Raw genomic sequence first — 13,711 nt, 5'->3', positions numbered from 1 at the left:
TTAGCGGCGGCCGCCGGTCTGCTTGAGGAAGTTGGCGAACAGCTCGTGGCCCTGCTCGGTCAGGATGGACTCGGGATGGAACTGCACCCCTTCAATGTTCAGTGTCTTGTGGCGCAGGCCCATGATCTCGTCGACCGAACCATCGTCATGTGCAGTCCAGGCAGTCACTTCCAGGCACTCTGGCAGGGTCTGGCGCTTGACCACCAGGGAATGGTAGCGGGTTACGGTGAGCGGGTTGTTGAGCCCGGCGAACACGCCCAGGTCGCGGTGATATACCGGGCTGGTCTTGCCGTGCATGACCTGGCGGGCACGCACTACATCGCCGCCAAACGCCTGGCCGATTGATTGGTGGCCCAGGCAGACCCCAAGGATCGGCAGCTTGCCGGCGAAATGCATAATGGCCTCGATGGACACACCGGCTTCGCTCGGCGTGCAAGGGCCAGGGGAGACGACGATGCGCTCAGGGTTGAGGGCTTCTATCTCGGCAACGGTGATTTCGTCGTTGCGAATGACTTTGACCTCGGCACCCAACTCGCCAAGGTATTGAACGACGTTGTAAGTGAATGAGTCGTAATTGTCGATCATCAGTAACATCGGGCTAAACCTCTAGAATCTACTGACTTTAAAAGTCGAACCTTCCTACACCAAAAACAGACACGGCGTTGCCACTAGGGGCGCTCGGAAACGGACAGGAAGGCAAACGGGGGCGGGCCGGACAGGCCGGCAAGAGATAAAGTCAGGCGCGCCAACGCCAACGGGCGTGGGCCTTGATAACGCGCATCAAGAGTTTGCTGACGATCAACACGGGATAGGTCTCGCTCATACTTGCAGGCACAGTAGCCTACCGGCGCGGCGGGCGCAATATGCCCGTAAATACGGGAAACGAATGGACTTGGAAGGCATGCCCCGCGATTTGCTAAGGTCGATCGGGTTGTCCTCATAAAAACAATGAAAAGGATGTTCCCAGATGCGAAAAGCACCTTTGCTACGTTTCACCTTGGCTACGTTGGCGCTCGCCTGCAGCCAGGCTTTCGCAGCCCCCTCGCCTTACTCGACAATGATCGTCTTCGGCGACAGCCTCAGCGATGCCGGGCAATTTCCTGACCTGACCGGCGGTACTGCCGGTATGCGTTTTACCAACCGTGATGAGAATGGCAACTTTGCACCTGTCTCGCCGATGATCCTCGGCGCACGCCTGGGTGTGAGCGCGGAAGATCTCAATCCGTCCACGTCCCTCGGCATACGCCCCGACGGCAACAACTGGGCCGTTGGCGGCTACACCACGCAGCAGATCCTGGATTCGATCACCACCACTTCCGAGACAGTCATTCCGCCAGGCCAACCTTTTGCCGGCCTGGTACTACGCGACAAGCCCGGGTATCTGGCCAATGGCTTGCGCGCAGACCCCAATGCCCTCTACTACCTGACCGGTGGCGGCAACGACTTTCTGCAAGGCCTGGTGAGCAGCCCTGCCGATGCCGCCGTCGCAGGATCGCGCCTGGCCGCCAGCGCCCAGGCCCTGCAACAAGGCGGTGCCCGCTACATCATGGTCTGGCTGCTACCCGACCTCGGCCAAACGCCGAATTTCAGCGGCACGCCGCAGCAAAACGCCCTGTCGCAACTGTCCAGCGTGTTCAACCAGTCACTGGTCAGCCAACTGGGCCAGATCGATGCCGAAATCATTCCACTGAACATTCCCGTACTGCTGAACGAAGCACTGGCCAGCCCGACGCAATTCGGCCTGGCCAGCGGGCAGAATCTGGTCGGCACCTGCTACAGCGGCAACAGTTGCGTGGAAAACCCGCTGTACGGCATCAATGGCACCACGCCCGACCCCACCAAGCTGCTGTTCAACGACTCGGTACACCCAACCATCGCCGGCCAGCAACTGATTGCCGACTACGGCTACTCGATCCTTTCCGCACCCTGGGAGCTGACGCTGCTGCCGGAAATGGCCCACGCCAGCCTGCGCGCGCATCAGGACGAACTACGTAATCAATGGCAGGCGCCCTGGCAGGCGGCTGGCCAATGGCAGGCCTTTGTTGCCACTGGCGCGCAAGATCTGGACTTCGACGGCGAGCGCAGTTCTGCCAACGCTGACGGGCGCGGCTACAACCTCACCCTGGGTGGCAGCTACCGGCTGAACGACGCTTGGCGCTTAGGGCTTGCCGGCGGGGTCTATCGCCAGAAACTGGAGGCAGGCGAACAAGACTCGGACTACAAGCTCGACAGCTACCTGGCCAGTGCCTTCGCCCAGTTTCGTGAGGACCGCTGGTGGGCCGACGCAGTGCTGAGCGCAGGGCACCTGGACTATCACGACCTCAAACGCACCTTCGCCCTAGGCGTGAATGACCGAAGCGAGAAAGGTGATACCGACGGCGAAGCCTGGGCTGTGACCGGTCGACTGGGATACAACCTGGCAGCCGATAGCAGTGACTGGCAGCTGGCGCCGTTCATCAGCGCCGACTACGCGCGAGTGAAGGTGGATGGTTATGACGAGAAGAGCGGACGTTCGACGGCCCTGGGCTTCGATGACCAGGAACGCACTTCGCGTCGCCTGGGCGTAGGGTTGCTGGGCAGCGTGCAAGTACTGGCCAGCACCAGGCTGTTTGCCGAGGTGGCGCAAGAACATGAGTTCGAGGATGACCAGCAGGATGTGACGATGCACCTGACGACACTGCGAGCCAATGACTTCACGCTGACCGGGTACACACCGCAGAGCGACCTGACTCGTGCCAGCCTTGGGGTCAGCCATGAGCTGGTGGCGGGGGTGCACCTGCGCGGGAACTACAACTGGCGCAAGAGCGACGAGTTGACCCAGCAAGGAATAAGCTTGGGCGTCAGCGTCGACTTTTAACCGGATGGGGCCGCCATGCGGCCCCACGCCTGAGAATTACTCGGCAGGACGTTGCTCAGCCAACGCCACCGCACGGAACATCGCCCGGCGCTTGTTGATGGTTTCTTCCCACTCCAGCGCCGGCACCGAGTCGGCGACAATGCCGCCACCTGCCTGCACATGCAGTTCGCCGTCCTTGATCACGGCCGTGCGAATGGCAATCGCGGTATCCATGTTGCCATTCCAGGCAAAGTAGCCCACCGCACCGCCGTAGACGCCACGCTTGACCGGCTCCAGTTCGTCGATGATCTCCATCGCGCGGATCTTCGGTGCACCCGACAAGGTACCCGCCGGCAGAATCGCCCGCAGTGCATCCATCGCGGTCAAGCCTTCGGCCAGTTGCCCGGTAACGTTGGAAACGATGTGCATGACATTGGAGTAGCGCTCGATCACCATCTTTTCGGTCAAGCGCACGCTACCGGTGGAGGACACACGGCCCACATCGTTGCGGCCCAGGTCGATGAGCATCAGGTGCTCGGCGATCTCCTTGTCGTCCGAAAGCAGGTCATCTTCCAGCGCTCGGTCGGCCTCCTCGTTGGCCCCCCTTGGACGGGTACCGGCAATCGGGCGTACGGTGACCAGATTGTCTTCCACCCGCACCAGCACTTCCGGCGAACTGCCAACAACGTGGAAGTCCCCGAAGTTGAAGAAGTACATGTATGGCGTCGGGTTGAAGCAGCGCAGCGCACGGTACAAGTCTATGGGCGCTGCCTTGAAGTCGATCGACATGCGCTGGGACGGCACCACTTGCATGCAGTCACCGGCCAGGATGTACTCCTTCACGGTGTCCACAGCGCGCTCGTAATCCTCTTGGGTGAAGGAGGAGCGGAACGCCGGCTCTGCCGCCATGGGGCCGCTCAGGTCCAGGCCGCGTCGCGGCGTGATAGGTTCGCGCAGCTTGGCCAGCAGCCCTTGCAGGCGCGCCTGGCCTTGCTCGAAAGCCTGCTCTTCGGACGGATCGACCAGTACGATCGCATGCATCTTGCCGGCCAGGTTGTCGAACACCACCACGGCATCCGAAACCATCAGCAGGATATCCGGCACGCCCAGAGGGTCAGGGTTGGGGCAAGCGCCCAGGCGCTTTTCCACGTAGCGAACGCAGTCATAGCCAAAGTAGCCGACCAGGCCACCGTTGAAACGCGGCAGGCCGGCAATGTCAGCGACCTTGTAGCGGTCCTTGAAGGTTTCGACGAATGCCAGCGGGTCTTCGACATCATGGCTTTCGACCTGCACGCCATCGTGCAGAATGCTCACGTGATAGCCATGCACACGCATCACCGTGCGCGACGGCAGGCCGATCATCGAATAACGGCCCCACTTCTCACCGCCCTGCACCGACTCGAGCAGGTACGAGTTGGCCTGGTCTGCCAGCTTCAGGTAGATAGAAAGCGGGGTATCGAAGTCGGCCAGGGTTTCACAGGCCAAGGGGATGCGGTTGTAGCCGGCAGCGGCCAGGCGCAGGAATTCTTCGCGGGTCATGAGTAGCCTCGGAGCAACAATGAGAGTCGGGCAAACGGACGGGCCGGCAAAGGCCGGCGGGCAGAAGTCAGGCGCGCCAACGCCAACGGGCCAGGGCCTTGATGACTTTCATCCACAATTTGCCGGTAACCACCACGGTGGGCTCTCTGTCTTGTGAGGCTTGAAGGTCCGCCAACGTTATCCCAGTGTCGGTGACTACGCAACCAGGCAGCAGCAGGCGCAGGTCGCCTATGACCAGGCTGGGCGCTTCCTCATCGATCGGCCGGCCGTGGTTATAGCCATAGCTCAGCCCAACGCACTGCACGCCGGCGGCCTTGGCCGCCAGCACATCACTGCGCGAGTCCCCCACAAACAGCGCCTGGCCGGGCTTCACGCCGGCCATTTTCATGACGAACAGCAACGCAGCAGGGTCGGGCTTCTTCTGTGGCAGGGTATCGCCGCCAATGATCCAGCGGAAATAACGGCCGATCTTCATCTGGTCGAGCAACGGTGCGACGAAGCGTTCAGGCTTGTTGGTGATCAGCGCCATCTCCACGCCCTGCTTGCGCAGCCAGCGCAAGGTGTCGTGCACACCAGGGTATACAACCGTCAGATCATGGCTTTCGGCGTACGCCTCCATGAACAGTGCAAGGCCGCGCTCGGCCAGCTCATCGTCTACGGTCGCGTGGTCCAGGCCGCCGGCAAGTGCGCGGCGCACCAGCACCGGTGCGCCGTTGCCTACCCAGTGCCGCACGGCGTCAAGGCCGGCGGCCGGACGGCCAAGTTCGAGCAGCATGCGGTCAACGGCTGCGGCCAGGTCGGGGACTGAATCGATCAGGGTACCGTCCAGATCGAACATCACCAGCCTGGGCAGCGTCCCGGGGAACAGCTGCTCGAAGCCGCTCATGGGCGGGCCTGAGCCAGTTCGGCGCGCATCTTGGCGATCACTTCCTGATAATCCGGCGCGTTGAAGATCGCCGAGCCGGCGACGAAGGTATCTGCGCCAGCGGCAGCGATTTCGCGGATGTTGTTGACGTTCACCCCACCGTCGATTTCCAGGCGAATATCACGGCCACTGGCGTCGATCAGCGCACGGGCTTCGCGCAGCTTGTCCAAGGTGCCGGGGATGAATTTCTGCCCGCCAAAGCCTGGGTTGACGCTCATCAGCAGCACCATGTCGACCTTGTCCATCACGTACTTCAGCGCGTCCAGGCTGGTAGCCGGGTTGAACACCAGGCCGGCCTTGCAGCCACCGTCACGGATCAGCTGCAGCGAGCGGTCGATGTGCTGCGAGGCTTCCGGGTGGAAGGTGATGTAGCTGGCACCGGCTTCGATGAAGTCACCGATGATGCGGTCTACCGGGCTGACCATCAGATGCACATCGATCGGCGCGGTCACACCGTACTTGCGCAAGGCGGTGCAGACCATCGGGCCAATGGTCAGGTTGGGTACGTAGTGGTTGTCCATCACGTCGAAGTGGACGATGTCGGCACCCGCGGCCAGTACCTTGTCGACATCCTCGCCCAGACGGGCGAAATCGGCGGAGAGAATGGAGGGGGCAATAGCGTAGGGCTGCATGGCGCACCTGTTGGCAGAATCTAGGTGGCGCGCATTGTAACTCAGCGAACTGGATAGGGGCTGATTGGCATCAATCCGTGTGAAGGGGTCACTGCGACGCCAGCATCGGCCTTTTCGCAGGCAGTCCTGCGAAAAGGCCGATCAATCACGCAGGCTGCTGAGTCCTCAGCTTCTCACTGCGCCCGCGCAACCACTCCAGGGTCAGCAGCAGCACCACCGAAAAACCGATCAGCAAGGTCGCCGCCGCTGCAATCGTCGGGCTCAAGTTCTCGCGAATGCCGCTGAACATCTGCCGCGGCAGGGTGGCCTGTTCTGGCCCGGCGAGGAACAGCGTCACCACCACCTCATCGAACGAGGTCGCGAAGGCGAACAGCGCCCCAGAGATCACTCCGGGGGCGATCAGCGGCAAGGTGACCCTGCGAAACGCAACCACCGGTGAGGCCCCCAGGCTGGCAGCCGCACGCACCAGGTTGTAATTGAAGCCTTGCAAGGTCGCCGACACGGTAATGATGACGAACGGCACACCCAGCACCGCGTGCACCAGGATCAGCGAAATGAAGCTGTTACCCATCCCCAACGGGGCAAAGAACAGGTAGCTGGCTACACCAATGATCACCACCGGCACCACCATCGGCGAAATCACCAGCGCCATGACCAGCGACTTGCCCGGAAAATCGGCGCGGGTAAGCCCGATCGCTGCCAGCGTACCGAACACCATGGCCAGCAGCGTGGCCGCCGGGGCGACGATGACGCTGTTCCTCAGGGCGCGCATCCACTCGGCCGAGGCGAAGAAATCGTGATACCACTGCAGGGAAAAGCCTTGCAGTGGGTACACCAGGAAGCTGCCACTGTTGAACGACAGCGGCACGATCACCAGTACCGGCAACACCAGAAACAGCAATATCAGGCCACAAAGGATACGCAGGCTGTAGAACCACACCCGTTCCACGGGCGACATGTATGGGCTAAGCATCACTAGGCTCCTCAGCTCAGGCGCAGGCGGCTGGCACCGACCAGCCAGCTATAGATCAGGTACAGCAGCACGGTCGCCAGCAGCAACAGCCCGCCCAGCGCGGTAGCCATGCCCCAGTTGATGCTGGTGTTGGTATAGAAGGCCACGAAGTAGCTGACCATCTGGTCGTTCGGGCTGCCGAGCAGCGCCGGGGTGATGTAGTAACCGATGGCCAGGATGAACACCAGCAGGCAACCGGCGCCCACGCCCGCGTAGGTCTGCGGGAAGTACACCCGCCAGAAGCTGGCGAACGGGTGGCAACCCAAGGAGATCGCTGCACGCATGTAGCTCGGCGAAATGCCCTTCATCACGCTGTATAGCGGCAGGATCATGAACGGCAAGAGGATGTGGACCATCGAGATGTACACGCCGGTGCGGTTGAACACCAGCTCCAGCGGCTGATCGATGATGCCCATGGCCATCAATGCACTGTTGATCAGGCCGCCTGACTGCAGCAGTACGATCCACGCTGCCACCCGCACCAGAATCGACGTCCAGAACGGCAGCAACACCAATATCATCAACAGGTTGCCCTGGCGGGTCGGCAGGTTGGCCAGCAGGTAAGCCAGCGGATACGCCAGCACCAGGCAGATGGCCGTGATCACCACACCCATCCACAGGGTGCGGGCAAAGATGTCCAGGTAGATGGACTGGTCGGGGGTGGCCTTGGCCAACTCGCCGAGGTCATCGATACGGTGGTCGACCGATGCCAGCAGGTAATAAGAAGTCACGCTGCTGGTGTTGCGGCGGATCGCCTGCCAGTAAGCCGGGTCGCCCCAACGTTCATCGAGGGCCTGCAAGGCCTCTTTGTAAGAGGCAGGTTCGGCCTTGAACGGCAGCGCCCGAGCGGTCTTGGAGAGCAGGCTGCGGTAGCCGGCCAGCTCCATGTTCAGGCGTTTGGACAGGTCGCCCAAGGTCTGGTTCTTGCGCGATTCGGCCAGGTCCTGGCTCAGGGCCTTGTAAACCTCCTCGCCAGGCAGGCTCTTGCCATCCCACTGCGACACAGCCTGGACCGTGCGCGGCAGGCCGCCGACCACTTCCGGGTTGTCGACGCTCTTGAACAGCAGCGCCGCGATGGGCACCAGGAACACCAGCAGGAGAAACAGCGCCAGCGGCGCGATGAGCGCCTGCGCCTTCCAGCGGTTGACCCGCTCGGCGTGCTTGAGGCGCTGCTTGAGACTTGGACCTGCGCCTTCGTTGAGGGGCACTGCAATGGCCATGGCGAACTCCGCAAAAACAGGGGAACAGGGAGCGCCAGCCAACGGGCCGGCGCTCCTTCGAGGCGCCTTACTTCTTCGCCGCCCAGGCGTTGAAGCGTTGCTCCAGTTGCTCGCTGTTGTCGGCCCAGAAGGCCACATCGATCTGCACCTGGTTGGCGATGTTTTCAGGCGTGGTCGGCATGTCCTTCTTCACCGCGTCCGCCAGCAGCGGCACGGCTTTGGAGTTGGCCGGGCCGTAGGCGATGTTCTCGGAGTAGGTCTTCTGCTGCTCGGGCTGAACGGTATAAGCGATGAATTGCTTCGCTTCCTCGACATTCTTGGCCCCTTTCGGGATGGCCCAAGCGTCGAAGTCGTAGATGCCACCGTTCCACACCACCTTGAGGTTGCTCTCTTTCTGCACCGCAGCAATGCGCCCGTTGTAGGCCGAGCTCATGACCACATCACCCGAGGCCAGGTACTGCGGCGGCTGGGCGCCCGCTTCCCACCACTGGATGCTCGGCTTGAGTTCGTCGAGTTTCTTGAAGGCGCGGTCCACGCCGCCCTTGGTGGCCAGCACCTGGTACACATCCTTGGGCGCAACGCCGTCGGCCATCAGGGCGAACTCGAGCGTGTACTTCGCGCCCTTGCGCAGGCCGCGCTTGCCCGGGAATTTCTTCGTGTCCCAGAAATCGGCCCAGCTGGTCGGGGCTGTCTTGAGCTTGTCAGCGTTGTAGGCCAGCACCGTGGACCAAACGAAGAAGCCCACGCCGCACGGCTGGATGGCGCCCTTCACATAATCGCTTTCGTTGCCGAACAGAGCCGGGTCGAGCTCCTCGAACATGCCTTCATCGCAACCACGGGCCAGTTCTGGCGACTCCACCTCCACCAGGTTCCAGGACACGCTGTTGGTGTCGACCATGGCTTTGATCTTGGCCATTTCACCGTTGTACTCGCCAGCGACGATCTTGCCCTTGCCGGCCTTCTCCCATGGCTCGTAGAACGCCTTGACCTGGGCCGCCTTGTTGGCGCCGCCGAAGGACACTACGGTCAGGTCTGCCGCCATGGCCTGGCCGGCGGCGAACAGGCCAAGGGCCAGGGCGGTCAGTTTCAGCTGCTTGCGCATTATTATTCTCTCCACAGTACAGGGTTGGTGAAGCAATCCATCAGTGGGCTTCGGCAATCGGATCGAGCGCGCGCGCGTGCTCCACCTCCCAGCCCAGCGGTACCACATCGCCCACGGCCAAGGCCGGGTCGAGCTCGGCAATCGGCTGTTTCACGAAAAAGTCAGCCTTGCCACAGACTTCCAGACGTACCCGTACATGGTCGCCCAGGTAGATGAACTCGGCCACGCGGCCGGAGAAGCGATTGACGCAGCTTTGGCTGTGGCCATTGAGGCGCACGCGCTCCGGGCGTACCGACAGGGTCACCGGCTCCCCAGCCTGGCCGACGTTCACCGCCAGCGCCTCGACCCGCTCGCCGCGGGCCAGCTGCACCTGGCAACGATGACCGTCACTGGCCAGCAGCGTGCCGTTGATGCGGTTGTTCTCGCCGATGAAGTTGGCGACGAAGGTGTTGCGCGGCTCCTCATAAAGAGTGCGCGGGTCGGCGATCTGCTGGATCTCGCCCTCATGGAACACGGCCACACGGTCGGACATGGTCAACGCCTCGCCCTGGTCGTGGGTTACGTAGACCACGGTTACACCCAGGCGCTGGTGGATATGCTTGATCTCCATCTGCATGTGTTCACGCAGCTGCTTGTCCAGCGCGCCGAGCGGCTCGTCCATCAGCACCAGCTGCGGCTCGAACACCAACGCCCTGGCCAAGGCCACGCGCTGCTGCTGGCCACCGGAAAGCTGGCCAGGGTAGCGTTTGGCGAAGGCATCGAGCTGCACCATGTTCAGTACCCGCTTGACCCGCTCACTGATGTCGGTCTTGCTCAGGTTGCGCACGCTCAGCGGAAAAGCGAGGTTTTCCGCCACGGTCATGTGGGGGAACAGTGCGTAGTTCTGGAACACCATGCCAATGTCACGTTTGTGCGGCGGCACGTTATTGATGGAGCGCCCGGCCAACTGGATTTCACCGGCGGTCGGGGTCTCGAAACCCGCCAGCATCATCAGGCTGGTGGTCTTGCCCGAGCCGGAAGGGCCGAGCAAGGTGAGGAATTCACCCTTGCGAATGTCCAGGTTGAGGTCTTTGACGATCAGCGATTCGCCGTCGTAGCTCTTCTGCACACCACGGAAACTGACCAGCGTCTCACCGGTGGTCGCGTTCGAATTCGCCTCGCTCATGCCTGCACCTTCTTGTTGGAATGACTGCGTAGGCAAAGACTAAAGAAGACGCAAGCGCCCGGAAATCGGGGGCGCTGAGAGAATGCCATCATCCGGTTGGAAGAGTTTGTGTAGGGATTGCCCTACACCGATGGCGGGATTGGAATGCAAGTCTCAGCCAGCCAGCGGGAAAGCGGTGCCTGGCAGATAACCTATGTCGCAAACAGAACGGTCATACCAGCTTGTGCTCCATGGCGTACTTCACCAGTTCAGCCAGCGAGTTGACCTTGAGTTTCTGCATCAGCCTCGCCTTGTGGGTGCTGATGGTCTTGCTGGAGAGCGCCAGCTGCTGAGCGATATCGTTGACGTTGGCACCTTGAGCCAAGCGTTCGAACACCGAGAACTCGCGCTCCGACAGCAGAGTATGCAGCGGCCGAGTTTCGGTCAGGCCAACCTCGAAGACCATGCGGTCGGCCAACGCCGGATCGATGTAGCGCCCGCCGCCGGCCACTCGGCGGATTGCGGTCAGCAGCAAAGCAGGGTCACTGTCCTTGGTGGCATAGCCGGCAGCGCCGGCCTTGAGCGCGCGCGCGGCCATCTGCGCTTCGTCGTGCATCGACAGCATCAGGATCGCCGGCGGGTTGTGCAGCGCGCGGATCCGCGCAATCGCCTCCAACCCACTGACACCGGGCATCGAGATATCCAGCAACACCACTTCGCAGGCGGTGTGGCGCAGGGTTTCCAGCAGCTGTTCACCATTACCGGCCTCCCCCACCACCTGCATGTCCTTGGCCAGGCCGATCAACTGCTTGATACCTTCGCGGACAATGGTGTGGTCTTCGGCCACCAGCACTCGAATCACGATCGTTCTCCTAATCCAACGCTATGGTCACGCTCAGGCTGGTACCTTCACCTGGCTCGCTATTCAACACCATGCTGCCACCGAGCATCAGTACCCGCTCACGCAGCCCCACAAGGCCGAACGAGGTTGGCCGTGGCTGGTCCAGGCAGAACCCGCTACCGTCATCACTGACCGTCATACGCAGTTTTTCGCCCTCGCGCACCAGCTCTACCTCGACACTGTGCGCCTGGGCGTGGCGCATTACGTTGGTCAGAGCCTCCTGCAGGATACGGAACAAGCCGATAGCTTTTGCATCGCTCAATGCTGGCAGATTATCCGGTACCTGCACCAGGCAAGGGATCTGCGTGCGCGCTTCGAAGCGCCGTGCCTGCCATTCGATGGCCGAGGCGATACCGGCGTCCAGGATCGGCGGGCGCAGCGCCGTTGCCACATCGCGCACCAGTTGGAACAGCTGAGCGATCAGGCGCTTCATGCTGGCCAGGCGCTCGTTCAGCGCAGGGTCAAGCTCGGCAAAAGCCAGTTCGCACATCGACACTTCAAGCTTGAGCACGGTCAGCATCTGCCCCAGTTCATCGTGCACTTCGCGGGCGATACGGGCCTTTTCTTCCTCGCGCACGCTCTCCAGGTGTGCCGACAGTTCACGCAGTTGCTCCTGGGACCTCGCAAGCGCCAGCTCCGCGCGCTTGCTCTGGGTAATGTCCCAGACAATACCGTCCCAGACCACCCGGCCGTTGGCCAGGCGGCGGGTACTGGCCTTGATGTCGGCCCACCGCTGCTCACCTTCACGGGTGAGGATTCGCCCTTGCCAGGACCAGTCCTGATCGCTGGCAATGGCCAAGTCCTGCACCTGGTGGTAGTCAGCACGATCTTGCGGGTGGACCAGATTGCGCAAGCCCATCTGCGGGTGCTGGATCTGCGCGGGCGTATAACCCACCAACGCCTCACTGCCCTCGCTGATGTAGGGGAACTCCGGGTCCCCTTCCGCTGGTGCGGGTTCCAGACGGAACACCAGCCCCGGCACATTGCCAGCAATACCCTTGAGCCGCGCCTCGCTTTCACGCAGCGCCGCCAGGGCGCGGTGGCGTTCGGTGACATCGGCAAGGTACACCACCAGGTACTCGGCATCGCGAAAGCGCAGGAAGCTCAACGACAACTCAACAGGCAACAGACTGCCGTCGGCGCACAGGCATTGGGTTTCGAACTGCCGAGCCCCGGCCTCCCCGGCTCGCGCGGCCCGCCACAACTGCAGCCAGCGGTCCATGCTCAGGTTCGGCTCGAAGTCGCTCAGCGGACGCTCCAGCAACGCCGCCTCGGCATAACCCAGCATGCGCCCCACCGCGTGGTTGGCGTAACGCACGTGGCTGTCCCAGTTGACCCAGAGGATGCCCACCGTACTCTGGTCGATGGCGAACTGGCTCAGGCGCAGTGCCTCCTCGCGCACCTGCCGCTCAGCCAGGTGCTCCCGCGCCGCCAGCAGGCTACGCTCGAGCTGGCGCTGCTGGCGGCGCTGCCACACCAGGGTGGCCCCGGCACACAGCAGCAACATGCCGAACAGCAACGCAAGGTTTTGCCAGAAACCGGTGGAGTCGCTCAGACGCGGGTATTTGGGCTGCAACCAACGCTGATGCAGTTGCTCCAGCTCTTTGGCGGGCATGGCCTGCAGGCCCCGTTCAAGCACATCGGCCAGCAACGGCCAGTCACGCCGCGAACCCACGCGCAATAATTGCGGCAGGCCGATATCGCCGAGCACTGCCAGGTCACCGAACTCGCTTTCACGGGACAACCGGCTGAGCTGGGCTTCATCCAGCACCGCGTAGCTGGCCTGGCCCCCTACCACCAGTTGCAAGGCCTGGCGCTCGTTGGGCACACCTTGCAGGTTGAGATTGGCGTAATTGCCCCGCAGGTAATCGGCCAGCACGCTGGGCATGCGTACCGCCACACGCTCGTTGGCTTCAAGCTTTTCCAGCTCGACGGCCAACGCACCGGTCCGCGGCCCCACCACAAGTTGCGGCACACGCATATAGGGGTCGCTGAACAACCACAGACGCAAGCTGGCCGGTGTTTGTGTAAGGCCCGGGGCAAAGTCGATTTCACCCGCCTGCAGGGCGTGTTCGAGGCTGGCCTGGTCAGTGAAGTTACGCCAGGTGAGGTCCAGCTTGAGCGCCTGCGCCAGCCAGTTCACCAGCTCGACATTGGCCCCGTAGAGTTGCTGCAGACGGCGGTCGAATTGGGCATAGGGCGCCTGCAGCACCAGGCCGACCCGCAGGCTGCGATGGGTGTCCAGCCATTGCTGCTGGGCAGGTTCGAGTACCACCGCAGGTGCTGCCTCAGGCCTTGCCAAGGCAATCAAGGGTAGCCACAAGCAGCCGATAACCAACAGGCGACGCAATCGCTTCATCTACACGCTCGTCTTGGCAAGGGCGGCCATGCAGCATGGCC

Annotated in this window: 11 protein-coding genes; 1 reads left to right on the top strand and 10 read right to left on the bottom strand. The window is 62.3% G+C overall.

The genetic code is table 11. The features are described from left to right. Positions 1-594, bottom strand: a complete 594-nt coding sequence (locus NGJ21_RS22445) for an aminodeoxychorismate/anthranilate synthase component II (RefSeq protein ID WP_046787586.1) — start codon at positions 592-594, stop codon at positions 1-3. A 373-nt stretch (positions 595-967) separates the two neighbouring features. Here NGJ21_RS22445 and estP point away from each other — a divergent pair, with 373 nt between their 5' ends. Continuing rightward, positions 968-2,857: an esterase EstP gene (gene estP, locus NGJ21_RS22440; RefSeq protein WP_115273024.1), complete on the top strand. Its 1,890-nt coding sequence runs from the start codon at positions 968-970 to the stop codon at positions 2,855-2,857. A gap of 36 nt (positions 2,858-2,893) precedes the next feature. Here estP and trpE read toward each other — a convergent pair whose 3' ends face one another. The 9 genes from trpE to NGJ21_RS22395 all read right to left on the bottom strand — a co-directional run bounded on the left by trpE (position 2,894) and on the right by NGJ21_RS22395 (position 13,670). Next, positions 2,894-4,375: an anthranilate synthase component I gene (trpE, locus tag NGJ21_RS22435; RefSeq protein ID WP_046787584.1), complete on the bottom strand. Its 1,482-nt coding sequence runs from the start codon at positions 4,373-4,375 to the stop codon at positions 2,894-2,896. Positions 4,376-4,442: 67 nt separating this feature from the next. After that, a complete protein-coding gene (locus NGJ21_RS22430; protein WP_251962687.1) occupies positions 4,443-5,261 on the bottom strand; it encodes a phosphoglycolate phosphatase in 819 nt (272 codons plus the stop codon). Beyond that, a complete protein-coding gene (gene rpe / locus NGJ21_RS22425) occupies positions 5,258-5,932 on the bottom strand; it encodes a ribulose-phosphate 3-epimerase (protein ID WP_012316548.1) in 675 nt (224 codons plus the stop codon). The genes NGJ21_RS22430 and rpe overlap by 4 nt, the downstream gene beginning before the upstream one ends. Before the next feature lie 145 nt (positions 5,933-6,077). Next, positions 6,078-6,905, bottom strand: coding sequence for an ABC transporter permease (locus NGJ21_RS22420; RefSeq protein WP_012316549.1), 828 nt, complete (start codon positions 6,903-6,905; stop codon positions 6,078-6,080). Between the two features lie 11 nt (positions 6,906-6,916). Next, positions 6,917-8,164 carry an ABC transporter permease gene (locus NGJ21_RS22415; protein ID WP_046787582.1) on the bottom strand — a complete coding sequence of 416 codons (1,248 nt, stop codon included), beginning with the start codon at positions 8,162-8,164 and terminating at the stop codon, positions 6,917-6,919. Between the two features lie 67 nt (positions 8,165-8,231). Further along, positions 8,232-9,266 (bottom strand): ABC transporter substrate-binding protein, encoded by a 1,035-nt coding sequence (locus NGJ21_RS22410; RefSeq protein ID WP_115273027.1) that lies wholly within the window; start codon positions 9,264-9,266, stop codon positions 8,232-8,234. 40 nt (positions 9,267-9,306) lie between these two features. Then, positions 9,307-10,431: an ABC transporter ATP-binding protein gene (locus NGJ21_RS22405; protein ID WP_039601666.1), complete on the bottom strand. Its 1,125-nt coding sequence runs from the start codon at positions 10,429-10,431 to the stop codon at positions 9,307-9,309. 211 nt (positions 10,432-10,642) lie between these two features. Continuing rightward, on the bottom strand, positions 10,643-11,275 hold the full coding sequence (locus NGJ21_RS22400; RefSeq protein WP_174142587.1) for a response regulator: 633 nt from the start codon (positions 11,273-11,275) through the stop codon (positions 10,643-10,645). Between the two features lie 7 nt (positions 11,276-11,282). Beyond that, complete coding sequence (locus NGJ21_RS22395; protein ID WP_119687862.1) at positions 11,283-13,670, bottom strand: PAS domain-containing sensor histidine kinase; 2,388 nt, start codon at positions 13,668-13,670, stop codon at positions 11,283-11,285. Between the last annotated feature and the right edge of the window lie 41 nt (positions 13,671-13,711).

Source organism: Pseudomonas sp. Marseille-Q5299 (assembly GCF_943737035.1).
Classification (GTDB): Bacteria; Pseudomonadota; Gammaproteobacteria; order Pseudomonadales; family Pseudomonadaceae; genus Aquipseudomonas; species Aquipseudomonas putida_E.
Note: the sequence above shows the minus strand (reverse complement) of the source record. Positions and strands in the feature narration are given on the sequence as shown.

What these genes read in the sequence shown, in the direction of transcription:
- NGJ21_RS22445 (WP_046787586.1), bottom strand. Translation starts at nt 594, where the DNA reads ATGTTACTGATGATCGACAATTACGACTCATTCACTTACAACGTCGTT.
- estP (WP_115273024.1), top strand. Translation starts at nt 968, where the DNA reads ATGCGAAAAGCACCTTTGCTACGTTTCACCTTGGCTACGTTGGCGCTC.
- trpE (WP_046787584.1), bottom strand. Translation starts at nt 4,375, where the DNA reads ATGACCCGCGAAGAATTCCTGCGCCTGGCCGCTGCCGGCTACAACCGC.
- NGJ21_RS22430 (WP_251962687.1), bottom strand. Translation starts at nt 5,261, where the DNA reads ATGAGCGGCTTCGAGCAGCTGTTCCCCGGGACGCTGCCCAGGCTGGTG.
- rpe (WP_012316548.1), bottom strand. Translation starts at nt 5,932, where the DNA reads ATGCAGCCCTACGCTATTGCCCCCTCCATTCTCTCCGCCGATTTCGCC.
- NGJ21_RS22420 (WP_012316549.1), bottom strand. Translation starts at nt 6,905, where the DNA reads ATGCTTAGCCCATACATGTCGCCCGTGGAACGGGTGTGGTTCTACAGC.
- NGJ21_RS22415 (WP_046787582.1), bottom strand. Translation starts at nt 8,164, where the DNA reads ATGGCCATTGCAGTGCCCCTCAACGAAGGCGCAGGTCCAAGTCTCAAG.
- NGJ21_RS22410 (WP_115273027.1), bottom strand. Translation starts at nt 9,266, where the DNA reads ATGCGCAAGCAGCTGAAACTGACCGCCCTGGCCCTTGGCCTGTTCGCC.
- NGJ21_RS22405 (WP_039601666.1), bottom strand. Translation starts at nt 10,431, where the DNA reads ATGAGCGAGGCGAATTCGAACGCGACCACCGGTGAGACGCTGGTCAGT.
- NGJ21_RS22395 (WP_119687862.1), bottom strand. Translation starts at nt 13,670, where the DNA reads ATGAAGCGATTGCGTCGCCTGTTGGTTATCGGCTGCTTGTGGCTACCC.